This window comes from Paenibacillus sp. EPM92 (assembly GCF_016586185.1).
Taxonomy (GTDB): domain Bacteria; phylum Bacillota; class Bacilli; order Paenibacillales; family NBRC-103111; genus Paenibacillus_G; species Paenibacillus_G validus.
The window spans coordinates 97,139-122,689 of sequence record NZ_BCPS01000054.1; the positions used below are offsets into that span (position 1 = coordinate 97,139).

At 54.9% G+C, this 25,551-nt stretch carries 22 protein-coding genes; 20 read left to right on the plus strand and 2 right to left on the minus strand.

Translation table 11 applies throughout. The features are described from left to right. Window positions 1-47: 47 nt before the first annotated feature. Window positions 48-1,892, minus strand: coding sequence for an asparagine synthase (glutamine-hydrolyzing) (gene asnB, locus JMF85_RS10700; RefSeq protein WP_127607757.1), 1,845 nt, complete (start codon window positions 1,890-1,892; stop codon window positions 48-50). 299 nt (window positions 1,893-2,191) lie between these two features. On the opposite strand from asnB, the gene JMF85_RS10705 reads away from it, so the two are divergent. The 6 genes from JMF85_RS10705 (at window position 2,192) to ispG (ending at window position 8,375) form a co-directional block, all read left to right on the plus strand. Further along, a complete protein-coding gene (locus JMF85_RS10705; RefSeq protein WP_127607759.1) occupies window positions 2,192-2,533 on the plus strand; it encodes a hypothetical protein in 342 nt (113 codons plus the stop codon). A 134-nt stretch (window positions 2,534-2,667) separates the two neighbouring features. Beyond that, window positions 2,668-3,579 carry a hypothetical protein gene (locus tag JMF85_RS10710; RefSeq protein WP_127607761.1) on the plus strand — a complete coding sequence of 304 codons (912 nt, stop codon included), beginning with the start codon at window positions 2,668-2,670 and terminating at the stop codon, window positions 3,577-3,579. A gap of 154 nt (window positions 3,580-3,733) precedes the next feature. After that, the gene (tig, locus tag JMF85_RS10715) at window positions 3,734-5,023 is read left to right on the plus strand and encodes a trigger factor (protein WP_127607763.1); all 1,290 of its coding nucleotides are present in this window, start codon (window positions 3,734-3,736) and stop codon (window positions 5,021-5,023) included. Between the two features lie 250 nt (window positions 5,024-5,273). Then, window positions 5,274-5,864, plus strand: coding sequence for an ATP-dependent Clp endopeptidase proteolytic subunit ClpP (clpP, locus tag JMF85_RS10720; protein WP_127607765.1), 591 nt, complete (start codon window positions 5,274-5,276; stop codon window positions 5,862-5,864). 15 nt (window positions 5,865-5,879) lie between these two features. Continuing rightward, the gene (gene clpX / locus JMF85_RS10725) at window positions 5,880-7,145 is read left to right on the plus strand and encodes an ATP-dependent protease ATP-binding subunit ClpX (RefSeq protein WP_127607767.1); all 1,266 of its coding nucleotides are present in this window, start codon (window positions 5,880-5,882) and stop codon (window positions 7,143-7,145) included. A gap of 117 nt (window positions 7,146-7,262) precedes the next feature. Then, window positions 7,263-8,375, plus strand: coding sequence for a flavodoxin-dependent (E)-4-hydroxy-3-methylbut-2-enyl-diphosphate synthase (ispG, locus tag JMF85_RS10730; protein WP_054796901.1), 1,113 nt, complete (start codon window positions 7,263-7,265; stop codon window positions 8,373-8,375). Window positions 8,376-8,427: 52 nt separating this feature from the next. Here ispG and JMF85_RS10735 read toward each other — a convergent pair whose 3' ends face one another. Further along, window positions 8,428-9,165, minus strand: coding sequence for an N-acetylmuramoyl-L-alanine amidase family protein (locus JMF85_RS10735; protein ID WP_127607769.1), 738 nt, complete (start codon window positions 9,163-9,165; stop codon window positions 8,428-8,430). Window positions 9,166-9,312: 147 nt separating this feature from the next. Between JMF85_RS10735 and lonB the strand changes: the two genes are divergently transcribed. The 14 genes from lonB to hemH all read left to right on the plus strand — a co-directional run bounded on the left by lonB (window position 9,313) and on the right by hemH (window position 25,549). Next, complete coding sequence (gene lonB, locus JMF85_RS10740; protein WP_127607771.1) at window positions 9,313-11,019, plus strand: ATP-dependent protease LonB; 1,707 nt, start codon at window positions 9,313-9,315, stop codon at window positions 11,017-11,019. A gap of 111 nt (window positions 11,020-11,130) precedes the next feature. Then, window positions 11,131-13,467 (plus strand): endopeptidase La, encoded by a 2,337-nt coding sequence (lon, locus tag JMF85_RS10745; protein WP_127607773.1) that lies wholly within the window; start codon window positions 11,131-11,133, stop codon window positions 13,465-13,467. 23 nt (window positions 13,468-13,490) lie between these two features. Continuing rightward, window positions 13,491-14,159 carry a ribosome biogenesis GTP-binding protein YihA/YsxC gene (gene yihA / locus JMF85_RS10750; RefSeq protein ID WP_127607775.1) on the plus strand — a complete coding sequence of 223 codons (669 nt, stop codon included), beginning with the start codon at window positions 13,491-13,493 and terminating at the stop codon, window positions 14,157-14,159. Window positions 14,160-14,492: 333 nt separating this feature from the next. After that, window positions 14,493-15,080, plus strand: a complete 588-nt coding sequence (locus tag JMF85_RS10755; protein WP_174817579.1) for a non-ribosomal peptide synthetase module — start codon at window positions 14,493-14,495, stop codon at window positions 15,078-15,080. A gap of 370 nt (window positions 15,081-15,450) precedes the next feature. After that, window positions 15,451-15,852 carry an adenosylmethionine decarboxylase gene (gene speD / locus JMF85_RS10760; protein ID WP_054796898.1) on the plus strand — a complete coding sequence of 134 codons (402 nt, stop codon included), beginning with the start codon at window positions 15,451-15,453 and terminating at the stop codon, window positions 15,850-15,852. A 137-nt stretch (window positions 15,853-15,989) separates the two neighbouring features. After that, on the plus strand, window positions 15,990-16,520 hold the full coding sequence (locus JMF85_RS10765; protein ID WP_127607776.1) for an S-adenosylmethionine decarboxylase: 531 nt from the start codon (window positions 15,990-15,992) through the stop codon (window positions 16,518-16,520). A gap of 197 nt (window positions 16,521-16,717) precedes the next feature. After that, window positions 16,718-18,118, plus strand: a complete 1,401-nt coding sequence (gene hemA, locus JMF85_RS10770) for a glutamyl-tRNA reductase (RefSeq protein WP_054796938.1) — start codon at window positions 16,718-16,720, stop codon at window positions 18,116-18,118. Between the two features lie 15 nt (window positions 18,119-18,133). Then, on the plus strand, window positions 18,134-18,958 hold the full coding sequence (ccsA, locus tag JMF85_RS10775; RefSeq protein WP_127607778.1) for a cytochrome c biogenesis protein CcsA: 825 nt from the start codon (window positions 18,134-18,136) through the stop codon (window positions 18,956-18,958). Window positions 18,959-18,973: 15 nt separating this feature from the next. Continuing rightward, on the plus strand, window positions 18,974-19,684 hold the full coding sequence (locus tag JMF85_RS10780; RefSeq protein WP_127607780.1) for a precorrin-2 dehydrogenase/sirohydrochlorin ferrochelatase family protein: 711 nt from the start codon (window positions 18,974-18,976) through the stop codon (window positions 19,682-19,684). A gap of 44 nt (window positions 19,685-19,728) precedes the next feature. Then, a complete protein-coding gene (hemC, locus tag JMF85_RS10785) occupies window positions 19,729-20,676 on the plus strand; it encodes a hydroxymethylbilane synthase (RefSeq protein ID WP_054798545.1) in 948 nt (315 codons plus the stop codon). 71 nt (window positions 20,677-20,747) lie between these two features. Beyond that, window positions 20,748-22,274, plus strand: coding sequence for a uroporphyrinogen-III C-methyltransferase (gene cobA / locus JMF85_RS10790; protein WP_127607782.1), 1,527 nt, complete (start codon window positions 20,748-20,750; stop codon window positions 22,272-22,274). Between the two features lie 64 nt (window positions 22,275-22,338). Continuing rightward, window positions 22,339-23,331 (plus strand): porphobilinogen synthase, encoded by a 993-nt coding sequence (gene hemB / locus JMF85_RS10795; RefSeq protein ID WP_054798546.1) that lies wholly within the window; start codon window positions 22,339-22,341, stop codon window positions 23,329-23,331. A 201-nt stretch (window positions 23,332-23,532) separates the two neighbouring features. Beyond that, window positions 23,533-24,606, plus strand: coding sequence for a uroporphyrinogen decarboxylase (gene hemE / locus JMF85_RS10800; protein ID WP_201318168.1), 1,074 nt, complete (start codon window positions 23,533-23,535; stop codon window positions 24,604-24,606). A 1-nt stretch (window position 24,607) separates the two neighbouring features. Then, a complete protein-coding gene (gene hemH / locus JMF85_RS10805) occupies window positions 24,608-25,549 on the plus strand; it encodes a ferrochelatase (RefSeq protein ID WP_201318169.1) in 942 nt (313 codons plus the stop codon). Window positions 25,550-25,551: the final 2 nt, after the last annotated feature.

Sequence of the window (25,551 nt, forward strand, 5' to 3'; positions counted from 1 at the left end):
GCGCCCCGCCGACCGGCATCGCTTTCCGCCAATCGGGTCGGTGTTCCTCAACGAATCGCGACTTTATACTGACGCAGCCACGTATCCACCTGCGCCAAATAGGCGAACAACTGCGGACCCGTCATCAACTGGCCGAACCACGGCAGGTTGAAGGCGCCGTTGTCGTTCTCCGCGAGCGCGCGGATTTTGGCAACGTCGATGAATTGGAGCAGCGGCGAGGAGGAATCGTTCAATATTTCAAGCACCCAGCTGCGGACGGCGGCCAAGTAGTTCGGGTTGTGCGTTTTGGGGTACGGACTTTTCTTGCGGCCGAGCACGTCTTCCGGCAGCACGCCGCGAAGCGCCTTGCGCAGAATGCCTTTTTCCCGTTCGCCGGACGTTTTGATCTCCCAGGGGATGTTCCAGACGTATTCGACGAGGCGATGGTCGCAGAACGGCACCCGAACCTCGAGGCCGACAGCCATGCTCATCCGGTCTTTGCGGTCGAGCAGCGTCGGCATGAAGCGGGTGATGTTCAGATACGACATCTCGCGCATCCGGTTTTGTTGCTGGTTTTCCCCGGCGAGCCGGGGCACTTCGGATAAGGCTTGACGGTAGCGCTCATGCACGTACTGCTCCGGCTTCACCCAGTCCACGAAGTCCGGCGCCAGCAGCGACACGCGGTCCGGGGTGGCCAGCGCCCAAGGGAACGTATCCGCGTTAAGCGATTGCTCCCGGTGAAACCAGGGATACCCGCCGAAGATTTCGTCGGCGGCCTCGCCGGATATCGCGACCGTAGCGTCCTTCTTGATTTCCCGGCAGAACAAGTACAGCGAGCCGTCGACGTCGGCCATCCCCGGCATATCGCGGGCCGCTACGACCGTTTTCAGCGACTCAACGAGCTCCGGGGTATCGAATTCCTTATAATGATGAACCGTGCCCAGGTATTCGGTCATCCGTTTGATCCACGGGGCGTCCGCATTCGGCTGGAAGACGTTCGCCTTGAAGTGTTTATCGTTGTCGACATAATCGATGGAGTACGTATGAAGCGTACCGAGGTCCTGCTCATTGTAATAGGCCGCGGCGAACGAGGTTAACGCGCTGGAATCGAGACCTCCCGACAGCAGGGTGCAGATCGGCACGTCGGACGCCAGCTGGCGGATTACCGTGTCTTTCAGCAAATCGTGCACGGTGGCCGCCGTCGTGTCCACGTCGTCCTCATGCGGCTTGCTTTCCAGCTTCCAATAGGCGCGTATTTGAATGCCGTTCGCATCCATCACCATCAGATGGCCGGGTTTGAGCTCATGCATATTTTTATAGATCCCGTGGCCGGGCGTGCGCGCCGGTCCGACGGCGAATATTTCAGCGAGCCCTTCCCCGTTGATCTGCGCAGGGAAATCGGGATGCGCCAAAATCGCCTTCGGCTCCGAGCCGAACAGCAGCCGACCCGGGGAATGCGAGTAGAACAGCGGCTTGACGCCGAGCCGGTCCCTGGCGAGAAACAACGTTTGTTCCTCGTCTTCCCATATTGCGAATGCAAAAATGCCGTTAAAACGGTCTACGCAAGCGCGGCCCCATTCAATAAACGAAACGAGCAGCACCTCCGTATCGCACGTCGTAGTAAAACGGTGGCCTTTCGCTTCCAGCTCCCTCTTCAATTCGGGGGCGTTGTAAAGCTCTCCGTTATACACCACGGTGAATGTATTGTCGCCGTATTTGCGCGTCATCGGTTGGGAGCCGTTCGCCGGATCCATAACGCTAAGGCGCCGGTGTCCGAGTGCGCATCGCGGAGTGATCCACGTCCCGGATGCGTCCGGTCCGCGCAGCGACAGCGTATCCGTCATATTGACAAGAATGGAAGGATGCTGGGTTAAATCTCGGTTCCAATCAATCCATCCCGTTATGCCACACATACGTCTCATCCTCTCTGGTCTCATAAGTGAGCGGCTTTTCTAGGCCTTCGCAGGCGACAGCAAGATGATAAAGGTTATGCGGGCGGGGGGCGGTTCATGTCTGTCCGCTTCGTTTCGACAATCCGAAATTGACAGGTACAGATTGGACAAAAGGCTTCGGACAAGCTACACTAATAGAACAGTAATTACTTGGTAGGTCCCGCCAACTTCTCCGTGAATAGAAAAGGCTGGTTTTGTCCCAATCTATCCTTAGGACGAGGGCAGGGTGGAATGGATCAACATGAAAGGTGGTCGTCACATTGAAAAGGACAATGTCTGAGCAGCAAAAGGAATATAAAGAAGCCAAGGAGCTTTTCCAACAAGCAAACAGCGAATTTGAGAAAAAGCTGGCTACGACCAAGAAACTTGGGAAGGTCACTCAGGAAGTGATGGAGCGTTTGGTCGAGGATACGGGGCTGCACACCGCTTTAAACCGGCTCGGGGCTGCGGAGAAGGCACTGCTTGAATGGTCGCACGAAATGATTCAGAATGAGCGCGACTATTTGAAAAACAAAGATTCCGTCGATCGTATGTACGCATTCATCGATCAAAATCCGAACATTAAAGCGCAGCTGATTCAAGCCGCCATGAAAATGGAATAGGCCTGTTACATACGGCAGCCGGGGATCGCACTCCGGCTGCTTTTTTGCATGGCGGATAGAAGTTTTGCTTTCGCCAACAAATTCCGGTACACTGGCTTTCAAAGACGAAAGTACCGAGGAAAGGCGGTGACTTGATGAATTCGCTGCCCCATGAAAACGTGATTCTTTTTCCGAAAACCGTCGAGTACTACCAATACGAGCTGACTCGGCTGCTTGAAGCGGAACGATACGCCGAAGCGATGAAGATGCTTCGCTTTTTGCTGGGCTGCCGTTCGGATGATGTCACCGCGCGGGAGGAATGGCAATCTTTGCTCGGATGGCTGCAGATGATGTTTCCGGATATGGCCTTGCAGAATCAGGACCAACCGGATGAGGAGGATGAGAGCGAGTCCGATTTGCTGCGGCAGCAAATGCTGGCGAAGGGCGAGCAGAGCGAAGCCTACGCGCAGCGGCTGCTGGAGAGCATTCGCAGTCAGCATGCGCCCGATAAGCTGATGCTGGCGCTCGACCAGCTTGCGTTTCTCGAGCACCCCGGGATCGACGAAACGTTGACCGGATGGCTGGAGGAGGAGGAGCTTCACCCCCTGATCCAGTTCAAAACGCTGCAGACGTTGAAGAAGCGGGGAGCTGCGGGCTCTGTTTCGATCCGGAAAAACGGCGAAGACGTCATTTGCGACATCGAAGACACGCCTGAAAATTTCGAAAGATTTCCTTCGCAAATCCAGGACATTATCGCCCGCGTGCAGGAAATCAGCGAAATGAACCACCCGGCGCTGGCGTATTTCGCCAGCGAGATGTGGAACGAATTTCTTGCTTACATTTATGGTACGTCCGCTTACCGGCAAATGCTCAGGCAGGACGCCGCATGTGTGGATGTGTGGGCGGCCGCCCTGCATCTGACGCTGCTTGAGCATGTTTTCGAGGGCGGAGATAAGGCCGAATTGATGGAACTTTACGGAATCACCTCCGAGCTTTCTTTTCAGTGGGAGCAGTCGTATCGGATTATGCAGCATTTCGCATCGGCCGTATTTACGCGGAGGTTGTAACTCTCTCGATTCCGTTTGATCCATACCTTGAAAACGAAATTCATTATGGTTATAATAGAATGGTTATATGGGCGGGCTTGTCCGAATGATCGGAGGCTGGCAGCCGCACGTGAAAAAATACGCGAAGGAACATTTTTGGAGGGGAAGGCATAAAATGAAAGCAAGTTGGGAAAAAATAGAGAAGAACGTCGGCGTTCTGGATATCGAAGTGGATGCGGAACAGGTGGCCGCCGCTCTGGACAAGGCATTTAAGAAAGTTGTAGCAAAAGTGAACGTCCCGGGCTTCCGCAAAGGCAAAGTGCCGCGCGCGATTTTCGAATCGAAATTCGGTGTGGAAAGCTTGTATCAAGACGCGCTTGACATTATTGTACCGGACGCTTATGTGGCGGCTGTACAAGAAACCGGCATTGTTCCGGTCGACCGTCCTGAAGTGGACGTCGAGCAATTTGGTAAAGGCCAGGTTTTGAAATTCAAAGCGAAAGTCGTCGTTAAGCCGGAAGTGGAGCTTGGCGAGTACAAAGGCATTGAGGTTGAAGCCGGCGATGCATCCGTATCGGAAGAAGAAATCAACGAAGAGCTGGAAAGACTGCAAAAACGTCATGCCGAGCTTGTGCCTGTTGAAGAAGGCGTAGCCGAGAATGGCGACGTGGTCGTGATCGATTTCGAAGGCTTCGTCGACGGCGAACCGTTCGAAGGCGGTAAAGCCGAGCGTTATTCGCTCGAACTTGGATCCGGCAGCTTTATCCCTGGCTTCGAAGAGCAGGTTGTAGGACTGGCCAAAGACGGCGAGAAAGAGATCACCGTCACGTTCCCTGAGAACTATCAGGCCGAGGAATTGCAAGGCAAAGAAGCTGTATTCAAAATCAAGCTGCACGACATCAAACGTAAAAACTTGCCGGCGCTCGACGATGAATTCGCTAAAGACGTAAGCGAATTCGAAACGCTTGACGAGTACAAAGCGGATCTTGCCGAGAAGCTGAAGGAACGCAAGCAAAACGAGCTCAACAGCAAAAAAGAAGCGGAAGTTGTCGAGAAAGTGGCAGCCGCTGCCCAAGTGGAAATCCCGCAAGTTATGCTGGATGATGAAGCGGAGCAAATGGTGAAAGAATTCGAAAACCGTTTGCGCACGCAAGGCATGAACATCCAAATGTACTACCAGTTCACCGGTCAAAGCGCCGACGACTTGAAAGCCCAAATGAAAGGCGATGCGGAAAAACGCGTACGCAACAACCTGGTGCTTGAAGCGGTAGCGAAAGCGGAAAACATTGAGGCTTCGGAAGAAGAAATCGAAGCCGAGCTTGAAAGCTTGTCCAAAATGTACGGCCGTTCCGCGGACGAGATTCGCAGCATTTTCGCTTCCAACGGTACGCTTGGTACACTGGTGCAAGATATCGTAGCCCGCAAAACGGTTAAATTCCTTGTAGACAACAGCAAAACGGCTTAAGCGTCGCGAACGGCGCACATAGTTAACAAAGGCACGTGTACCTTCATGCGTGCCTTTGTTTTACCTTCAAACGCTATACATACATAGGGCAGACCTTGGTGACAATAGCCGCAGGGCGGGCAAGGAAGCCCGGGAACGTCGCGGGAAAACAAGCATGGGGCAGCGGAATATGACTTTGGGTTTCAAACGTGTTACAATGTTGGTTGAGGCGTAAAAGGTTAGGCACTTTGGCGTAAAGGGGTTGGGACATTTGACTCTAGTACCTATGGTAGTGGAACAGGAAGGACGCGGAGAACGATCTTACGATATATACTCCCGTTTGCTGAAGGATCGCATTATTTTTCTGGGAAGCGCGATTGACGATGACGTCGCCAACCTGGTTATTGCGCAGCTGTTGTTTTTGGCTGCTACAGATTCCGAGAAGGATATCAGCTTGTACATTAACTCGCCGGGCGGTTCAGTTACTGCCGGAATGGGTATTTATGATACAATGCAGTTTATCAAGCCGGACGTGTCGACGATTTGCGTAGGCATGGCTGCCAGCATGGGCTCTTTGCTGCTCACGGCAGGCGCGCCGGGTAAGAGGTTTGCGCTGCCGAACAGCGAAGTGATGATTCATCAGCCGCTCGGCGGGGTTCGGGGACAGGCGTCGGACATTAAAATCCACGCTGACTGGATCATTAAGACGAAGCAAAAGCTCAACCAAATCTACGTGAACCGTACAGGTCAACCTTACGAGAAAATCGAACGCGACACGGACCGCGACAATTTCATGAGCGCGGAAGAAGCGAAAGCTTACGGGCTTATTGATGCGGTTATCACTCGGAGTGATTTGACTTAGAAAAGGAGTGATCCCATGTTTAAATTTAACGATGAGAAAGGTCAGCTGAAATGCTCCTTCTGCGGCAAGTCGCAGGAACAAGTGCGTAAGCTGGTCGCCGGACCCGGCGTTTATATATGCGACGAATGCATCGAGCTTTGTACCGAAATCGTGGAGGAAGAGTTGGGTCACGAGGAAGAGCTCGACTTGAAGGACGTGCCGAAGCCGAAAGAAATCCGCGCCATTCTGGATTCTTACGTCATCGGCCAGGAGCAAGCGAAGAAGTCCATGTCCGTCGCGGTATACAACCACTATAAACGGATTAACTCTCAAGCAAGCAAAGGCGAGGACGTGGAATTGCAAAAGTCCAACATCGTCCTTGTCGGCCCTACGGGCAGTGGTAAGACGCTGCTTGCCCAAACGCTGGCCAAAATTTTGAACGTACCGTTTGCGATCGCCGATGCGACGTCTTTGACGGAAGCCGGCTATGTAGGCGAAGACGTCGAGAATATTTTGCTGAAGCTGATTCAAGCGGCGGATTACGACGTGGAAAAAGCGGAACGCGGCATTATCTATATCGATGAGATCGATAAAGTGGCCCGCAAGTCCGAGAATCCGTCGATTACGCGCGATGTATCCGGCGAGGGCGTCCAACAGGCGTTGCTGAAAATTTTGGAAGGCACAGTTGCCTCCGTTCCTCCGCAAGGAGGCCGTAAGCATCCGCATCAAGAGTTTATCCAGATCGATACGACGAACATCTTGTTCATCTGCGGCGGGGCGTTCGACGGCCTGGAGCAGATCATCAAACGCCGTATCGGCAAGAAAGTGATCGGCTTCGGTACGGACGGCCACAAAGCCGACCTGAAACCGGGTGAATATTTGTCGCTCGTGCTGCCGGAAGACTTGCTCAAATTCGGCTTAATTCCCGAGTTCGTCGGTCGTCTGCCAGTCATCTCCACCCTGGAGCCGCTTGATGAAGCTGCGCTTGTGCGTATCTTGACAGAGCCTAAGAACGCACTGGTGAAGCAATACCAGAAACTGCTGGAGATGGACAACGTGACGCTTGAATTCGATTCCGAGGCGCTTGAAGAAATTGCCAAGGAAGCGATCAAGCGGAATACCGGAGCCCGCGGTTTGCGGGCCATCATCGAAGGCATTATGCTGGAAGTGATGTATGAAGCGCCTTCGCGCACCGAATCGTCCAAATGCCTCGTCACGAAGGATGCCGTTCAAGCGAAAATCGCGCCGCCGATAACGGCTGCCGATGCGCCGCCGGTCAAGAAAAAAGAAGAAAGCGCGTAAGCGCACGTATACTAAAAAAACCGGACACCTCCAATCCGTTGATGGATCGTCTTCTTGTCAGGCGAAATCCGTCAGCGGAGCGGAGGATGTTTGGTATCATGGGAGAGAAGAAAACGCATGTTCCACAGAAGGGAAACGATACCGGTTAAAGTCGGCAATTTGACCATCGGGGGAAGCAATGACGTTATCATTCAGAGCATGTGCACGACTAAGACGGCCGATGTAAAAGCGACCGTCGCGGAAATTCACCGTCTGGAAGATGCGGGCTGCCAAATTGTGCGCGTGACGGTAAACAATAAGGAAGCGGCAGAAGCGATTAAAGACATCAAGAAGCAAATTTCGATTCCGCTCGTCGCCGATATTCACTTCGATTACCGTCTGGCTTTGATGGCGATTGAGAACGGCATCGACAAAGTGCGCATCAATCCGGGCAATATCGGCCGCCGGGAGAAGGTCGAAGCGGTCGTGAAAGCCTGCAAGGAGCGCGGCATTCCTATCCGTATTGGCGTGAATGCTGGTTCGCTCGAGAACCATTTGCTGGAGAAGTACGGTTACCCGACACCTGAAGCGATGGTGGAGAGCGCCTTATACCACATTCGAATTCTCGAGGAGCTCGATTTCCGGGATATTATCGTTTCGCTGAAAGCATCGGACGTGCCTATGGCGATTGCCGCCTATACGCAAGCGGCGTCGACCTTTAAATATCCGCTGCATCTCGGGATCACGGAGGCGGGGACGCTGTTCTCGGGTACGGTGAAAAGCGCGGCCGGACTCGGAGCGCTGCTCAGCATGGGCATCGGATCGACGATCCGCATTTCGCTCAGCGCCGACCCGGTTGAAGAAGTGAAGGTTTGTCGCGAGCTGTTAAAGTCGTTCGGCCTTATAACCAACGCCGCTACCCTCATATCGTGCCCGACATGCGGCCGACTGGACATCGACTTGTTCTCGATCGCCAATGAGGTGGAGGATTACATCTCTAAGCTGAAGGTGCCGATCAAAGTGTCGGTGCTCGGCTGCGCGGTTAACGGTCCCGGCGAAGCGCGCGAAGCCGACATCGGCATCGCCGGCGCGCGGGGCGAGGGCATGTTATTCCGCTACGGCGAGATGATTCGTAAAGTGCCGGAAGCGGAGCTGTTGTCCGAGCTGAAGAAAGAAATCGACCTCATCGTGGAGCATTACGAACGAACCGGGGAAATTCCCGGAAGAAAACATCATGCTGGCGTAAAGTGAACAAAGCGTTCCAGGGATAATCCTTGGAGCGCTTTTTGCGTGTTTTGCGCGTTCAATTCGGCTGCTCAGCGGATTTCAAGTAAGCCACGACGCCTTCGGCAATTTTGTCGGCAATCGCTTGTTGGCCGGCAGCATTGGTCAGGAACGCGCGATCCGACGCGTTGGTCAGAAAGCCCATCTCGACGATAACGGCGGGCGCGTTCGTATGCTTGAGAAGGTAATACGTCCGTCCGTATACCGCATCGTTCGAGATTCCGTACAATTCGTTTAAGCGGCTTTGCAAGGCGGCAGCGAGCGATTTGCTTTGCTCGTTTTTTTGATGAAGCAGCAGCGCTCCGCGCGTATTGGCGTTGCGGGCCGAGTTGACGTGAAGGCTGATCAGCAGCTTCGGGTTTACTTCATTAGCCAGATGGCTGCGTTGGGCCAAGTCTTTAATATGCCGGGAGCGGCTGCGCAGCCAAAGGTTCTCGCCGCTGAGCGCATAGTCGTTCATCCGGTTCATCAATACCAAATAACCGTTGCGGCGCAGTGCCTCATACGTTTTTTGGGCGATGGCCAAATTGATGTTTTTTTCCAGAATGGAGCCGTGGGACGTCCCGCCGTCGATACCGCCGTGACCGACGTCTATGACAATGTCAACCCCCGAGATAGCCGGGTGATCCGTTTTGATTTCAGGCAGTAAGAACGAATCTGGAAGAACGGAGCCGGCTGCGGTCGGCGAGGCAGGCCAAACCGAGGCTATCGCTAAAATTACGGCGTAAAGCAAGGCCCTAACGCGTTGTTTCATCATCAGTCACCATCCTCTTCCGAGTGTACGATGCTTGCAAATCGCATCGTCCATAGCTTCCCCGAAAAAGATTGCGCATAGGGGGATTAATGCTACCAACGGAGGGCAATACTACCAAATATATTAAGTAACGGGAGGTCGATCCGTGGGATGAGTATCAGTGTAGTTTTGATGGTGATTCAATTGTTTTTTGCCATTGTCATCGGCTTGTATTTTTGGAATTTGCTGCGCAACCAACAAACCAACCGTTCAGCGGTGGATAAAGAGTCGAAAAAAGAATTGGAGAAGCTTCGCAGGCTGCGGAACATCTCCTTAAATAAACCGCTGGCTGAAAAAACAAGGCCGCAAGCGATGGAGGACATTGTCGGCCAGAAGGAAGGGCTGAGGGCGCTTAAAGCGGCGCTGTGCGGAGCCAATCCCCAACATGTGATCATCTATGGGCCGCCGGGCGTCGGCAAGACGGCCGCTGCACGAGTCGTGCTGGAGGAAGCGAAGAAAAATCCGGAGTCGCCGTTTCGGCCGGACGCCAAATTTACCGAGATCGATGCGACGACGGCCCGCTTTGACGAAAGAGGCATCGCGGATCCATTGATCGGCTCGGTGCACGATCCGATTTATCAAGGCGCCGGCGCGATGGGCGTAGCGGGGATTCCGCAGCCGAAACCGGGGGCGGTGACGAAGGCGCACGGCGGCATATTGTTTATTGACGAGATTGGTGAATTGCATCCGCATCAGCTGAATAAATTATTAAAGGTGCTGGAGGATCGCAAGGTGTTTTTGGAGAGTGCTTACTACAACTCTGAGGACACGAATGTACCGAGTTATATTCACGATGTATTTCAAAACGGTCTGCCCGCCGACTTCCGCCTTGTCGGGGCGACGACGCGCAATCCGCAGGAGCTGCCGCCGGCGATTCGGTCGCGCTGCCTGGAAATTTATTTCCGCCCGCTGCTGCCGGAGGAAATTGGTTTGATTGCGGCCAAGGCACTAAAGAAAATCGGCTTCCCCGACAATGAGGCCGCCGTTGAAGTCGTGAAGAAGTATGCGACCAACGGCCGCGAAGCGGTTAATATCATCCAGTTGGCTGCGGGGATGGCGCTAACGGACCAACGGAGGGAGTTATCGGCCGCCGATGTGGAATGGGTTGTCAACAGCTCGCAAATTGCGCCGCGTCCCGAGAAAAAAATTCACAGCCGTCCGGAAATCGGTTTAGTGAACGGACTCGCCGTATACGGTCCGAATCTTGGCATGCTGCTGGACATCGAAGTCACCTCGATGCCTGCAGCCGCGCCTGGAGCCGGACGCTTCACCATTACCGGGGTTGTCGACGAAGAGGAGATGGGCGGCGGCAGCAGGACACTGCGGCGCAAAAGCATGGCCCGCGGCTCGGTGGAGAACGTGCTGACCGTCCTGCGGCGTCTGGGATTGAAGCCGAACGATTATGATTTGCACATCAACTTTCCCGGCGGGGTGCCTATTGACGGTCCGTCGGCCGGAATCTCGATGGCCGTTGCCATCGCTTCCGCGATTAAGCAAATTCCGGTGGATAACCATATTGCCATGACAGGCGAAATGAGCATCCACGGTAAAGTGAAGCCGGTGGGCGGCGTCGTCGCTAAAGTGGAGGCTGCTTTTCAAGCGGGGGCTACGAAAGTGATCATTCCGAAAGAAAATTGGCAGGAAATATTCGCGGGGTTGAACGGGCTTGAGGTCGTTCCTGTCGATAGTGTGGAGGAAGCGTTGTTTCATTCGCTCGGGCTTCGGTTCGCCGTAACGTCCGAACCTGAAGCGCTGCCGCAGCAGGATGCGATGTCGCCGGCTTCCGTTACGATTTTGCACGCTGATGCGCTCGAATAGAGAGCGTCTTTCCATGAGGGGTGATCGAACCGCCCCTCATTGGTGTTTTGATTTTAATTTTGTTAAAATGTAATTCACACGCAAGTTAGTATAGTCTGGAGGTGCTCGCGGATGGGACCGAGCAAACATAAGATGCGCCGCTTGCCGCTGCTGCCGCTGCGGGGTCTGTTGGTGTACCCGAGTATGGTGCTGCACTTGGACGTCGGCAGAGAGAAGTCGGTTCGTGCGCTCGAGAAGGCGATGGTCGACGACAGCATGATACTGCTGTGCTCGCAGTCCGAAGTCAACATCGAGGAACCGAAGACCGAAGATATTTACCGCATCGGGACCATTGCGAAAGTACGGCAAATGCTGAAACTGCCGAATGGTACGATCCGCGTGCTGGTTGAAGGCGTCATCCGTGCAGAAATCGTTGAGTTTTTGACGAACGACGAATACTATGAAGTGAACATCCGGGAGTTGGCGGAGCAGGAAACGTCCGACCCGGAGATCGATGCGCTGATGCGTACGGTATTGAACCAGTTCGAACACTATATCAACCTGTCCAAGAAAGTAACGCCCGAGACGCTTGCCGCGGTGTCGGACATTGATGAGCCCGGCCGTCTGGCCGATGTCATCTGCAGTCATTTATCGTTAAAAATTAAAGATAAACAAGAAATATTGGAAACGGTCGACGTCAAGCAGCGTTTGGAGAAGCTGCTGGGCATCCTCAACAACGAGCGGGAAGTGCTTGAGCTGGAGCGGAAGATCAGCCAGCGCGTCAAGAAGCAGATGGAGAAGACGCAGAAGGAGTACTACCTTCGCGAGCAGATGAAAGCGATCCAGAAGGAGCTTGGCGACAAGGAAGGCCGGGCCGGAGAAGCTGACGATCTGCGCAATCAGCTGGCGCAGAGCGAAGTGCCTGAGAAGGTGCGCGAGAAGATCGAGAAGGAGATTGACCGGCTGGAGAAAATGCCGGCGACATCCGCGGAAGGCTCGGTCATCCGCAATTACATCGATTGGCTGCTGGGCCTGCCTTGGTCGCCGGCGGGGAATGACGATCTGGACCTCGACATCCGCAAAGCGGAAGAGATCCTCAACGAGGACCACTACGGCTTGGAGAAGCCAAAGGAACGGGTGCTGGAGTATTTGGCCGTGCAGAAGCTGGTCCAGAAGCTGAAAGGGCCGATTTTGTGCCTCGTCGGGCCTCCCGGCGTCGGCAAAACGTCGATTGCCCGCTCGATCGCCCGTTCGCTCAACCGTAAATTTGTACGCATCTCGCTTGGAGGCGTGCGCGATGAAGCGGAGATCCGCGGTCACCGCCGCACCTATGTAGGAGCTATGCCGGGCCGGATTATCCAAGGGATGAAGACGGCGGGTACAAACAATCCCGTCTTTCTATTGGACGAGATCGATAAGATGGCGATGGACTTCCGCGGCGATCCGGCTTCGGCTTTGCTCGAAGTACTCGATCCGGAACAGAACAGCACGTTCAGCGACCACTTCGTCGAAGTGCCGTTTGATTTGTCGAACGTCATGTTCGTGACGACAGCCAACGCTGTGCATAATATCCCCCGGCCGCTGCTCGACCGGATGGAAGTGCTTTATATTCCGGGGTACACGGAAATCGAGAAGCTGCATATCGCGAAAAATTACTTGCTGCCGAAGCAGCAGCGCGATCACGGGTTGCAGGACGGCCAACTGCACGTCGAAGAATCTGCGCTGATGCGTATCGTGCGTGAGTACACGCGTGAAGCGGGCGTGCGCAATTTGGAGCAGCAGATTTCTTCCGTCTGCAGGAAGTCGGCGAAGCAGGTGGTCGGCGGCACCGCCTCCGTACACGTGACGCCGGATAATTTGCAGGACTTTCTCGGACCTCCGAAATTCCGCTTCGGCATGGCGGAGGAACGTGACCAAATCGGCGCCGTTACCGGTCTGGCCTGGACAGAGGTGGGCGGCGATACGCTCGTGATCGAAGTGACGGTTATGCCGGGCAACGGCAAGCTGACGCTGACGGGGAAACTCGGGGACGTCATGAAAGAGTCCGCGCAAGCCGCGTTCAGCTACACCCGCTCCCGCGCCGATCAGTTTCGCATTCAACCGGACTTCCACGAGAAGTTCGACATCCATATTCACATTCCGGAAGGCGCGATTCCGAAGGATGGTCCTTCCGCGGGGATTACGATGGGAACGGCGTTAATATCGGCGCTTACCAACATACCGGTTTCCAAGAATGTGGCGATGACCGGAGAAATTACGCTGCGAGGCCGTGTGCTGCCGATCGGCGGTCTGAAGGAAAAATGTTTGGCTGCGCACCGCGCAGGCATTCGCACGGTCATCCTGCCGAAGGATAACGCGAAGGATATTGAAGAAATACCGGAAAGCGTCCGCCGCGAGCTGACGTTCATTCCGGTGTCGCATATGGATGAGGTGCTCGAGCATGCGCTTGTGAAGCCCGCGCGCGTATAACTTTGTGAAATGAGTGAACGAACATGAAGGTCAATCAAGCTGAGTTTATTATCAGCGCGGTTGGTCCGAGTCAGTACCCTGTCGATGCCTTGCCGGAGATTGCTCTGGCAGGGCGTTCTAATGTAGGGAAGTCCTCTCTGATTAACCGGATGATCAACCGCAAAAATTTGGCAAGAACAAGCTCGAAGCCTGGCAAAACCCAGCAATTGAACTATTATCGCATTAATTCCGATTTGTATTTCGTTGATTTGCCGGGTTACGGGTACGCTCAAGTGTCCAAAACCGAACGTGAGAAATGGGGCAAGTTCATCGAACAATATTTAATGCACCGCGAGCCGATGAAGCTGCTGCTGCATATGATTGACTTGCGCCATCCGCCTTCCAAAGACGATCAGGCGATGTACGCTTGGCTGAAGCATCACGGGGTACCGATCTGCATCGTCGCGACGAAGGCCGACAAAATACCGAAGGGCAAGTGGCAAAAGCATATCAAGATCATCAAGGAAACGCTGCAGGCGGACAAGTCCGACCCGCTCGTGCTGTTTTCTTCGGAAACCGGCATGGGCAAAGAAGAGCTGTGGAGCGTGATCGAGCAGCGAATCGGTTATGCTGCATCCGGCGAGCAGGCGGATAAGGCCGGGAACGCCGCTGACAAGGACGAAGTCAAAGAACCGTCTATCGACGGCGAGTAGAACGAAGCGTATCCTCGTACCCGTTATAAACAAAGCCTCTTGCCGCTACATGGCCGGGGGCTTTTTGGCCTATCCCGGGCCAAGAGTTTTGGCCGTGCCCGTTCCTTACATCAGGGAGCGAACTGCGGAACATCGATAGGGAACTCGAGTTTTTTGAACATTCCGTCGTCTTCCTCACGGGAGAATGGATTATTTTCTGAATTCTGGCGAAAAACACAATTCGTCTAGCAGGAATATTAAATAAATATGTAGTATAATGTATATAGAGCAACGAAAATAATCACAAGCAGCATGGTTCGAAATGGTTCGAAAAAAATGAATCGAGGGATTTTTATGGCAAATAGGTTAGCGACTGAATATGTCAAAACCTGCCTACAGTTAACGGAAGCCGAAATGGACAGCTTTATTCGGATGTTCAAAGATCATGGAGCTTCTATGCAAGTCAAAGTACTCGAAAACGGAAATCAAGAGGTGGTATTGCAGGATGACGCGGGCGAAGAAATCGTCCTGTCGTTCGAACGAAAAATGAACTTGTACGTGTGCCAAGGAACCTGCCGCATTCATAACAAAAACATCGTCAATTTGATGCGAAAAGCAGTGTCTGTCTTCAAAGGCGATGCTATCGTTCACCGGATTTACACGGGCTACACGATGGTTTATACGTACAAGCAAGGCGCCGTGGTAAAGATTACGGAAAATACCGAAACGTCCGAAAAAATCGTTTACGAATACCGCGATACGGCCGGCCAGTTGGAGCGGTTGTATAACAAAAACGAAGTGGAAGCCGAGATCGACGCTATCCGGGCTCAAATCAACAGCTTGCTCGATTTGAGAAACGAGATCGCAGAGAACGGCATCCGCGAACATATCGACGGCCGTTTGCACAAACTCACACACCGACTGTTCGTACTTGAAGCTTAATATACAGGATTGGCCGAGAGCCCGATTCCCTGGAGCACACAGCAGGGGATCAGGGTTCTTTTTTTATTCAGCTCAACCGTGCATAAGCGGGCTAGTTGGCGGATTCCGCGGCGATCACACCGCTCAGGGCATCGAATACAGGGTGTCATGCGCAGAGGAAGCGGGGACATGGAAATAATCTTCATAAAAAAAGTATTGCATTTCTGTTCAATAGATGTTATTTTTATTCTCGTTGAAAACAAAATAGGAACCAGGATTCACTCAGGACATTGAATGTTGCGAGAGATTATTCCCTCGAGAAGTGAATGACGTAGGTCCTAGCGGATGAAATTTTCAAAACATTTTATTCCTAGGAAGGGGGAACCGAAAGATGGAATACTCAACTTTCGGAAGACACGTAGCTGTAGACACTTGGGGAGTCGATTTTGATCTTCTCAACAATGCAGAATGGTTGCAGGCGCAAATGGTAGAAGCTGCTGAGGTATGTGGAGCAACTGTATTGTCGGTACAATCCAAACAATTTGAACCCCAAGGAGCAACAGTTCTCGTATTGCTCTCGGAAAGCCATCTCTCCATTCATACGTATCCTGAGAAAGGATTCGCGGCCCTTGACTGTTACACCTGCGGTGAAACGGTTGATCCACAGCTCGCAATCGAGCATATGCTGTCCGTTTTGAAGCCTGAGACGGTTCATGCGAAGAAGCTGGTTCGCGGGATGGGCGAGCTGCAAGTTGAAACACCGGTTCTGAAGCAAGCGCAATTGGTTAAATAATAAGGCAATGCATATATGGTAACCTCGGAGGTCAAATTCCGAGGTTATTTCTTTTTCGCTTGGCCCATACAATCTCAGAGAAGGCTTGTATGGGCATCGGCGCCTGTTGTCCGGTGCGGGAAAGGTGGAACCGGTAAATGAAGCGGCAGCGAAAAAAATGGTTTATGTACGCCGTCGTGGGCGTCCTTGTATTATGGTCGGGGCTGCAAATCGTCGAGCTGGCCGGCCGCGGGACGCCAGTGGAGCGTGCGGATAAAATGCTGTATCAAGTCGCGCGGTTTCAGATGGAGCTGCTCGGCAGTCATTTGACGGAAAGCGCGAAAGCGAAAGATACCGACGGGCTCAATTCATTGCGGCAGGCGGCGTATTCCGCGGCTTACGCGCACGAGCATCTGGTGTTAGCCTACGGGGAAGGCAAGCTGGCGAAGCTGGAGGCGCCCTCGAAGCTGCTTCAATATTTGGTGCGGCTTCAAATTGCCGGAACGCGCCCTTTGAAAGCCGATGAGCAGCAGACACTTGCCGAAGCGGCGCGCGGCTTCGCAGCATTGTTCGCGGCTTACGGCAGCCTGATGTCGCCGGGCGACGCGGTCGTCAGTTCGCAGAACACCAAGCTGACGGAAGCCGACAAGGCGCTGGCGGAGCTGCTCGACCGGAAGCTGCTGCCCTAGAGATGTAATAAGCGGTGGTCGGGTACATAAGAATTAACCGTCAGAAGTATAACGGAACGATTTTCCGTTGAAACTAAATTGGCAGAACTGTCCTTCAGGCTGTGGCTGTAATAAAATCTTCATAAATAAGATCGAAGTATCAAGTATCGTATGGTATAATAAATTGAAATTTATAGAGGGGGAGGCAGGTGAACCAGATGCATATCGTCGTAGCGGGCTTGAATTATCGTACGGCACCGGTGTCGATTCGTGAAAAGTTTGCATTCGTCGACGGAGATTTACCGTTAGCGCTGCAGGAGCTGAAAGCGACCAAGAGCGTGATGGAATGCGTCGTTGTGGGCACCTGTAACCGGACGGAATTGTACGTGGCGGTGGATACGCAGCACTTATGCGGGCACCATTTGCGTGCCTTTCTCGAGAAATGGTTCAACGTGCCCAAAGAGCAGTTCAACAAGCATTTATATATTTATGAGAACGAGATGGCCATCCAGCATTTGTTCCGGGTGACGAGCGGTCTCGATTCCATGGTTATTGGCGAGACGCAAATCTTGGGGCAAGTGCGGGATGCCTTCCTGCTCGCTCAGCAAGAGAAGACGACGGGCGTTCTGTTCAACACGCTGTTTAAGCAGGCGATCACGATGGCCAAGCGGGCGCATACGGAAACGGGCATCGGCGAGAATCCGGTATCGGTCAGCTACGCCGCGGTTGAGCTTGGCAAACGAATTTTCGGCAGCTATGAGAACAAGAACGTGCTGATCGTCGGCGCAGGCAAAATGAGCGAGCTCACCGTCAAGCATCTCGTCAGCAACGGCGCCAATAAGGTGACGGTCGTCAACCGTACGTTAACCCGTGCTCAAGAGCTTGCGGAACGGTTCCGGGGCGTAGCCAGTACGATGGACAAGCTGCTTACGCATCTGGAGGATGCCGACATCGTAATCAGTTCCACCGGTTCCGCAGGTTACGTATTGAAGTCGGAGCAGGTGTCCTGTATTTTGCAGCGGCGCAGATCGCGACCGCTGTTCATGATCGATATTGCCGTGCCGCGCGATTTGGATCCGCGTCTCGGGGATATGCCGAATGTGTTCCTGTACGATATCGACAACTTGCAGTCGCTTGTCAATTCGCACATGGAAGAACGCCATAAAGCGGCGGTGAAAATCGAAGAGATGATCAAGGCCGAGATAGCCGCATTCGAGCAATGGTCCAAAACGCTGGGCATCAGTCCCGTTATCCAAGCGCTGCAAACGAAAGCGTCCGCGATCCATGAGGAAACGATGGACAGCTTAATGAAGAAGCTGCCGGAGCTCGACGAACACGAGCTGAAGGTTATACGTAAACTAACGAAGAGCATTGTCAATCAAATGCTGCGCGATCCCATTGTCCGCATCAAAGAAATGGCTGCCGAGCGTCACGGGGATGACGCGCTGGACATGTTCACGAAAATTTTTGCTTTGGAAGAGCAATTGGAAGGGCAAAAGCGGGCGGAGCAGGAACTGCGGCAGCGGGAAGCCGAGGCGGCACAGGAGCGGGCGAAAGAGGAACTGCTTGCGAAGGTGCGGCATGCGGTGCCTGGCGGCGATGCTCTGGCCAAGGCTTAACCGGAAAGGAAGACCATGGTCACGCAAACCTGGTTTTACGATGCGATACTGTATATTTATGCCCTGAGCCTCTTGTTTTACTTCGCGGATTTCAGCAATCCGAACCGAAGTGCGAAACGGATGGGGACAGGGTTGCTTCTTTTTGTATGGGTTTTGCAGACGATTTATTTGGTGTACAGCCTGACCTCACATCTCAGCTTGTCGGCGTTCTCGATGTTTGAGACGCTGTTCATATTCGGGTGGCTCCTTGTTACCGTGTCGCTGGCGATGAGCCGGTTTTTTCGAATCGAACTGTTCGTGTTTTTCGTCAATGTGTTCGGATTCGCCATGCTGGCTCTGAACATCTTCAGCAAGCCGGGCCTGGCGCCAACGTTGTCCCGTTGGAATGTAACGGACGAGCTGCTATTCATACATATTACGCTCGCCGTTACCGGGTACGCCGCGTTTGTCGTATCGGCCGTGTTCTCGGGCATGTACTTGTTTCTGCACCGCAAGCTCAAAGAGAAGAAGTGGACCCAGCGCATGCAGCGGCTTCCCAGTCTGGAGAAGATGGATCATTACGCGCTTGTTTCGGTAGTGATCGGGGCCCCGCTGCTGCTCTTGTCCCTCTCGCTGGGCATTGTGTGGATCGCGCTGCAGGGCGATTACCGGTTGTTCTTCGATCCGAAGGTGCTGAATTCCTGGTTCGTTCTGCTCGCCTATGTATTTTATATGTTTCAGCGGCTGTTGTTGAAAGCCCCGGGCAACCGTTTGGCGGTATGGAACTTGGCGGCCTTCGCCATTACGCTGTTGAACTTCGTGCTGACCAACTATTATTCGACGTTTCATCAATGGTCGTAACGGAGGGATGCGGCGGTGAAAACGTATTACCCGATTATGCTTGATCTGGAAGGAAAGCCGTGCTGTGTCGTCGGCGGCGGTCGGGTGGCGGAGCGGAAAGCCAGAGGTCTGCTGCAGGCGGGCGCGGCCGTGACGATGATTAGCCCGGCCTTCACGCCGGAGCTGGACCGACTGGCGGCCGCAGGCGACGTTCATGCGATTCGCCGGCCGTACGCGCCCGGCATGGCGGAAGTGCGGTCCGCGCAGCTGCTGTTCGCGGCTACGAATGACGCCGCGGTCAACGCCCTTGTGTGCGAGGAGGGCCGCTCGCTCGGCATTTGGGTTAACGGAGCGGGCGATACGGATCACGGCGATTTCATCTTGCCGGCGACGGCGCGGCGCGGGCGGCTGACGGTCGCGGTCTCGACGGCAGGCGCCAGCCCCGGCTTGTCCCGGCTCGTGCGCACGGACATCGAGCGCCGGCTGGATCAGGACGGCTATGCTCCGTACGTAGAGCTGCTGCACGAGCTGCGCCACACGCTGCAGGAGCTGGTGGCGGACTCCGGCGAGCGGCAGGCGATGTTTCGCGCCATGCTGCAGTGGGAGCTGCTTCCGCGCCTGCGCGGAGAAACGGAGGTGCCTGCCGGGCTGCGGCAGATGCTGCTGCACGAGGTCAGGCAGCACCCGACGCTCTCGGGCATCCGGCGAATCGGCGAGTCGCTGCTGCGGCTGGACGAGGGAACGTGACGTTACAGAATCGAATGAATTCACTAAGCTAGGGAGTTAACCATATGCGCAAAATTGTAGTGGGAACACGGCAGAGCGCGCTTGCTTTGACTCAAACCGGACAGGTGGTTGAGCATTTGCGCAAGCTGTGCGAAGATAACGGCATCGAAGCGGAATTCGAATTGAAGAAAATCGTGACCAAAGGCGACCGGATTCTCGACGTGACGCTTTCCAAAGTGGGAGGCAAAGGGCTGTTCGTCAAAGAAATTGAACAAGCGCTGCTCGACGGGGATATCGACTTGGCCGTTCACAGCATGAAGGACATGCCGTTCGAGCTGCCTCCGGGCTTAACGGTCGGCGCAGTGCCGGAGCGGGAAGATCCGCGCGACTGCCTGATCATGCGCGACGGGTACGGCATCGACGACTTGCCGAAGGGAGCGAAGGTCGGAACGAGCAGCTTGCGCCGGGCCAGCCAACTCCAGCATTACCGCCCGGATCTGAAAATTGAACCGGTGCGGGGCAACATCGATTCGCGTCTGCGCAAGCTGGAGACGGAAGGCTTTGATGCGATTTTGCTGGCAGGCGCGGGGCTGCACCGCATCGGCTGGAGCGACCGGATATCGGCCTATCTCGATCCGGAGCTTTGCTTGCCGGCGGTCGGCCAAGGGGCGCTCTGCATCGAATGCCGGGACAACGATCCATTCATTTTGGATTTACTGGCGAAATACCGGCACGAGGCGACGACGGTCGCCGTTGCGGCCGAGCGCAGCTTCCTGGGGAAGCTCAACGGCGGCTGCCAGGTGCCGATCGGCGCGTACGCCAAGCTGACCGGCGAGACCGGTCGCGACGGGCGGCCTCAAATCGAGCTGACCGGGATGGTCGGTTCGCCGGACGGCGCGAAAATTCTTAAAGATACGCAGCGTGGAACCGATCCGGAGGCGCTCGGTTTAGGGCTGGCGGAATCGTTGCTCGCCAAAGGGGCGGCGGAGCTGCTCGCTGCCGTTCAGGAATAACCCGTTCGTACAAGGACAAAGAATGCCATGGGATAGAGAGATTCGGATTCGGAAGTAAGGGGAGAAGCGGTATGAGTAAGGCGAGCGTGTATTTGGTTGGAGCAGGACCCGGGGACCCTAAACTCATTACGCTGCGCGGCCTGGAGGCGATCCAGCGCGCGGACGTTGTCGTGTACGACCGGTTGGCCAATCCGCGGCTCTTGAGGCATATGAAACCGGGTGCGGAGAAAATTTTCGTCGGGAAGCTGCCCGATAAACATATGCTCAAGCAGGAAGAGATTAACCAGCTGCTCGTGGATCTCGCCCTGCAGGGCAAGACGGTTACGCGTCTTAAAGGTGGAGACCCGAGCGTGTTCGGCCGCGTCGGCGAAGAGGCCGAGTTGCTGGCGGAACACGGCATCCGGTACGAGATCGTACCGGGCATTACGTCGGCCATTGCGGTTCCGGCTTATGCGGGCATTCCTGTCACACATCGCGACTTCACTTCGTCGTTCTCCATCGTAACCGGGCACGAGTACAAGAACAAGACGTATTCCAACGTGAACTGGCCCAATTTGGCGCAGGCGTCGGGTACGCTCATCTTCTTAATGGGCGTTGCCAACCTCGAGACGATTTGCAAGAGCCTGGTTGAGGGCGGAAAGCCGGCGGATACGCCGGTCGCGCTTATTCGCTGGGGAACCTGGATGGAACAGGAGACGTTGACGGGCACATTAACCGACATCGTCGAGAAGGTGCGCGCCGCAGGCTTTCAATCGCCAGCCGTTACGATTGTAGGCCAGGTGGTCAAGCTGCGCGAGAAGCTCGCCTGGTTCGAAACGAAGCCGCTATTCGGACGGCGCATTCTTGTGACCCGGGCGCGCAGTCAAGCGAGCGAGCTGGTTGGCCAGATCGAAGAGCTCGGCGGCGAAGCGGTCGAGTTTCCGGTGATCCGCACCCAGCCTTCCAGCCGCCCGGAGGCGCAGCAAGCGCGCGACGCCGCGTTGAGCCGTCTGGGCAGCTTTGATTGGATCGTGTTCACAAGCGTTAACGGGGTGGATGCGTTCTTTGAGCGGTTGAAGGAACTGCGTGTGGACATTCGGGCCATGGCCGGGGCGCGTCTCGTTGCCGTCGGACCGAAGACGGCCGCCGCGCTGGAGGCGCGGGGCTTGCTGGTCGAGGCGATTCCGCCGGTGTTCCAAGGAGATGCGCTGCTGGAGTCGTTAGCGCCGCAGCTGAAGGCGGGCGAGCGGGTGCTGCTCGCGACCGCGGATATTGCGAGAACCTACTTGCCCGATAAAATGCGGGAGATGGGCCTCGACGTTACCAAAATCGATATCTATGAAAACGTGCTGGAAACCGAGGGAGGCGACGAGATCGTCGACTTCCTCCGGAAAGGCCAGCTTCATATCGTCACGTTTACGAGCTCGTCTACGGTCACCAACCTGCTGGAAGCGCTGAAACGGCTTGGGGTAGAGTCGCCGCTTGAGCTGCTGCAAGGCTGTAAAATCGCCTGTATCGGGCCGATGACCGCACAAACGGCCGAGAAAGCCGGCTTGAAGGTCGATTATTTGGCTAAGGAAGCGACCGTTGACGCGCTCGTTCAAAGCTTGTACGCCTAAAAAAATGGCATAAGGCCGGTCTTGTTCAGGCCGGCCCGCCCAGATCTGCAAGGAGGTAACAATCATGGGTTTTCCGATCGTTCGTAACCGTCGTCTGCGCACGTCGGCGGCTATGCGGAATTTAGTCCGCGAGCATGCCGTTACGGCGAACGACTTGATTTATCCGATTTTTGTCACGCACGGCACGAATGTGAAAGAGGAAATCTCCTCGATGCCGGGCGTATATCACTTGTCGCTGGATCGGCTGGAGGAAGAAATCCGCGAGGTCGTCTCGCTGGGCATCCAGGCCGTGCTGTTGTTCGGCGTTCCGCATGAGAAGGACGCTCACGGGAGTTCGGCTTACGATCCGAACGGGATCGTCCAGCAGGCGACGCGCCAAGTGAAGGCATGGGCGCCGGATCTGCTCGTGGTCGCGGATACGTGCTTATGTCAATTTACGGATCACGGCCATTGCGGCGTGGTGCATTACGACGAGGCCAAAGGGCGGGCCGACGTGCTGAATGATCCGTCGCTCGAACTGCTCGTCAAGACAGCGGTATCGCAGGCCGAGGCCGGCGCGGACATCATTGCCCCGTCGAACATGATGGACGGCTTCGTCTATGCGATTCGCCAAGGCTTGGACGAGGCCGGTTATGAGAACGTGCCGATCATGTCTTACTCCGTCAAGTACGCCTCTGCGTTCTACGGCCCGTTCCGCGACGCCGCTCATTCCGCTCCGCAATTCGGCGACCGCAAAACGTATCAAATGGATCCCGCTAACGCCCGGGAAGCGCTGCGCGAAGCGGACAGCGATGTGGCGGAAGGCGCTGATTTCCTGATGGTCAAGCCGGCTCTGGCTTACATGGATGTGCTGCGGATGCTGCGCGACCGTTACGATTTGCCGCTTGTCGCCTACAATGTGAGCGCCGAGTATTCGATGGTGAAGGCAGCTGCCGCTCAAGGCTGGATTGACGAGCGCGCGATCGTCTTGGAGACGATGCTCGGCTTCAAACGGGCCGGCGCCGATCTGATTATTACTTATTTTGCGAAAGATATCGTCCGTTGGCTGCAGGCATAAAGGCAAGAAGCTTAAACCCGAGCCGTTCCGACGGCATTGCGTCCTGATTCCTTCCGGGAAATCAGGACTTTTTTTGCAGGCAGGTTACGCCTGATGTCAAAGATTTGTCGGAAACAACCGGATGATTTCCGTTGTTACCCGGTTCCAAATAGGGCATAATGATACTTAGACTATGGAAGTATACGGAAAAGAGGTACGGGAATGAGTTACAACGACTTGTTTATTCGCGCATGTAAAAAGCAGCCGGTCGATAGGCTGCCGGTATGGTACATGCGCCAAGCGGGCCGCTATGACCCGGATTACCGGAAAATTAAGGAGAAGTACAGCCTGCTCGAAATTTGCACGCAGCCGGAATTGGCCGCGGAAGTGACGATGATGCCTGTGAAAAAGCTTGGCGTCGATGCGGCGATCTTGTATTCGGACATCATGAATCCGGTCGCTTCCATCGGCATCGACTTTGACATTGTCAAAAATATCGGACCGGTCATCCATAACCCGATCCGTACGGCGGCGGATGTCGAGCGGCTTCGTCCGATTCAAGTGGAGGAGCACCTGCCGCATATTTTGCGGACGATCGAGCTGCTTGTCGCGGAGCTGGAAGTGCCGCTCATTACGTTCGCGGGGGCGCCGTTTACGATCGCCAGTTATTTGATCGAAGGCAAGCCGTCCAAAAGCTATATTCGCACCAAAACGCTGATGTACAGCGAACCGAAAGTGTGGTTCCAGCTGATGGATAAGCTTGGGGACATGGTCATCACGTATTTGAAGGCGCACGTCGCCTCCGGGGCTAAAGCGTTCCAGTTGTTCGACAGCTGGGTGGGCGCGTTGTCGCCGGTCGACTTTCAAACGTACGTGCTGCCGACGATCAAGCGTATTTTCGATGAACTCAGCCACCTCGATCAGCCGAAAATTTATTTCCCCGGCGTCAGCTCGGGCGAACTGCTGCCCACGCTCCAGGGTGTCCAAGCCGACGTGATCGGACTCGATTGGCGGGTTTCGATTCCTGAAGGGCGGCGGCGGTTAGGCAGCCGTTATGCGGTGCAGGGCAATCTCGATCCATACGTGCTGACGGCGCCGATGAGCGTCATTCAAGAGCAGACGAAAGCCATTATCGATGCGGGCATTGAAGAGCCGGGCTACGTGTTTAATCTGGGACACGGCTTGTTCCCGGAGGCGTCGCTCGAGAAACTGAAGGAATTGACCGACTTTATTCATGCGTATTCCAGTCGAGCGATTCAACAACGCGGCACATTGAAGCAGGAAAGCGGTGTATAAGATGAGCGAGAACCGGATTCAACGAATCGGCGTGCTGGTGATGTCTTACGGAACGCCCGAGAGCATCGATCAGATCGAAGCGTATTATACGCATATTCGCCGGGGCCATGCGCCGACGCCCGAACAGCTGCAGGATTTGAAGGATCGTTACGAAGCGATCGTCGGCGGCGTATTCCCTCTGCGCGAGAACACCGACAATCAGGTGAAGGCGCTGGAAGCGCGTTTGAACGAAAAATATCCGAACATCACGTTCGTCTGTTACCAAGGGCTCAAGCATGCGTCGCCTTTCATCGAAGACGGCGTAGAGCGGATGGTGCAAGACGGCATTACGGAAGCGGTGGGCGTCGTACTGGCGCCGCATTATTCCGCGATGAGCGTCGGCGGTTACATCAAGCGGGCGCAGGAGAAAGCGGGTGAGCTCGGCTTGAACATCGCGTTCGTGCGCAGCTATCATCTGCATCCGAAGCTGATTGAAGCGCTGGCGCTGCGGGTGGAGGAAGCGTTGGCCCGTTTTGAGGTGCCGAAGGAGCGGGTGCAGGTGCTGTTTACCGCGCACAGCTTGCCTGAGAAAATACTGGAAATGAAGGACCCTTACCCGGAGCAGCTGCTCGAGACGTCGAGGGCGATTGCGGACAGAACCGGCATTACGCAGTGGCAATTCGGCTGGCAAAGCGCAGGCCAAACCGGCGTACCGTGGCTCGGACCGGACATTTTGGATGTCTTGCGTTCGATCAAGCAGGAAGAACGCGCGCAGCATGTGCTCGTATGTCCGGTCGGCTTCGTGTCCGACCATTTGGAGGTCTTGTACGACCTTGACATCGAAGCGCAAAAAGTAGCGCGGGAGCTCGGCATTCAGCTGGAGCGGACGCGTTCGCTCAATACCGATCCGCTATATATGGAGACCTTGAGCGACGTCGTGTACGCCCTCGCCCGGAAGGACTGACA

Bases quoted from the DNA above. Each gene is read 5' to 3' on its own strand.
- JMF85_RS10710 (WP_127607761.1), top strand. From the start codon at position 2,668: ATGAATTCGCTGCCCCATGAAAACGTGATTCTTTTTCCGAAAACCGTC.
- hemE (WP_201318168.1), top strand. From the start codon at position 23,533: ATGAGTTACAACGACTTGTTTATTCGCGCATGTAAAAAGCAGCCGGTC.
- hemB (WP_054798546.1), top strand. From the start codon at position 22,339: ATGGGTTTTCCGATCGTTCGTAACCGTCGTCTGCGCACGTCGGCGGCT.
- speD (WP_054796898.1), top strand. From the start codon at position 15,451: ATGGAATACTCAACTTTCGGAAGACACGTAGCTGTAGACACTTGGGGA.
- ispG (WP_054796901.1), top strand. From the start codon at position 7,263: ATGTTCCACAGAAGGGAAACGATACCGGTTAAAGTCGGCAATTTGACC.
- JMF85_RS10765 (WP_127607776.1), top strand. From the start codon at position 15,990: ATGAAGCGGCAGCGAAAAAAATGGTTTATGTACGCCGTCGTGGGCGTC.
- lonB (WP_127607771.1), top strand. From the start codon at position 9,313: ATGAGTATCAGTGTAGTTTTGATGGTGATTCAATTGTTTTTTGCCATT.
- clpX (WP_127607767.1), top strand. From the start codon at position 5,880: ATGTTTAAATTTAACGATGAGAAAGGTCAGCTGAAATGCTCCTTCTGC.
- yihA (WP_127607775.1), top strand. From the start codon at position 13,491: ATGAAGGTCAATCAAGCTGAGTTTATTATCAGCGCGGTTGGTCCGAGT.
- tig (WP_127607763.1), top strand. From the start codon at position 3,734: ATGAAAGCAAGTTGGGAAAAAATAGAGAAGAACGTCGGCGTTCTGGAT.
- lon (WP_127607773.1), top strand. From the start codon at position 11,131: ATGGGACCGAGCAAACATAAGATGCGCCGCTTGCCGCTGCTGCCGCTG.
- JMF85_RS10755 (WP_174817579.1), top strand. From the start codon at position 14,493: ATGGCAAATAGGTTAGCGACTGAATATGTCAAAACCTGCCTACAGTTA.
- hemA (WP_054796938.1), top strand. From the start codon at position 16,718: ATGCATATCGTCGTAGCGGGCTTGAATTATCGTACGGCACCGGTGTCG.
- ccsA (WP_127607778.1), top strand. From the start codon at position 18,134: ATGGTCACGCAAACCTGGTTTTACGATGCGATACTGTATATTTATGCC.
- cobA (WP_127607782.1), top strand. From the start codon at position 20,748: ATGAGTAAGGCGAGCGTGTATTTGGTTGGAGCAGGACCCGGGGACCCT.
- hemH (WP_201318169.1), top strand. From the start codon at position 24,608: ATGAGCGAGAACCGGATTCAACGAATCGGCGTGCTGGTGATGTCTTAC.
- JMF85_RS10735 (WP_127607769.1), bottom strand. From the start codon at position 9,165: ATGATGAAACAACGCGTTAGGGCCTTGCTTTACGCCGTAATTTTAGCG.
- hemC (WP_054798545.1), top strand. From the start codon at position 19,729: ATGCGCAAAATTGTAGTGGGAACACGGCAGAGCGCGCTTGCTTTGACT.
- asnB (WP_127607757.1), bottom strand. From the start codon at position 1,892: ATGTGTGGCATAACGGGATGGATTGATTGGAACCGAGATTTAACCCAG.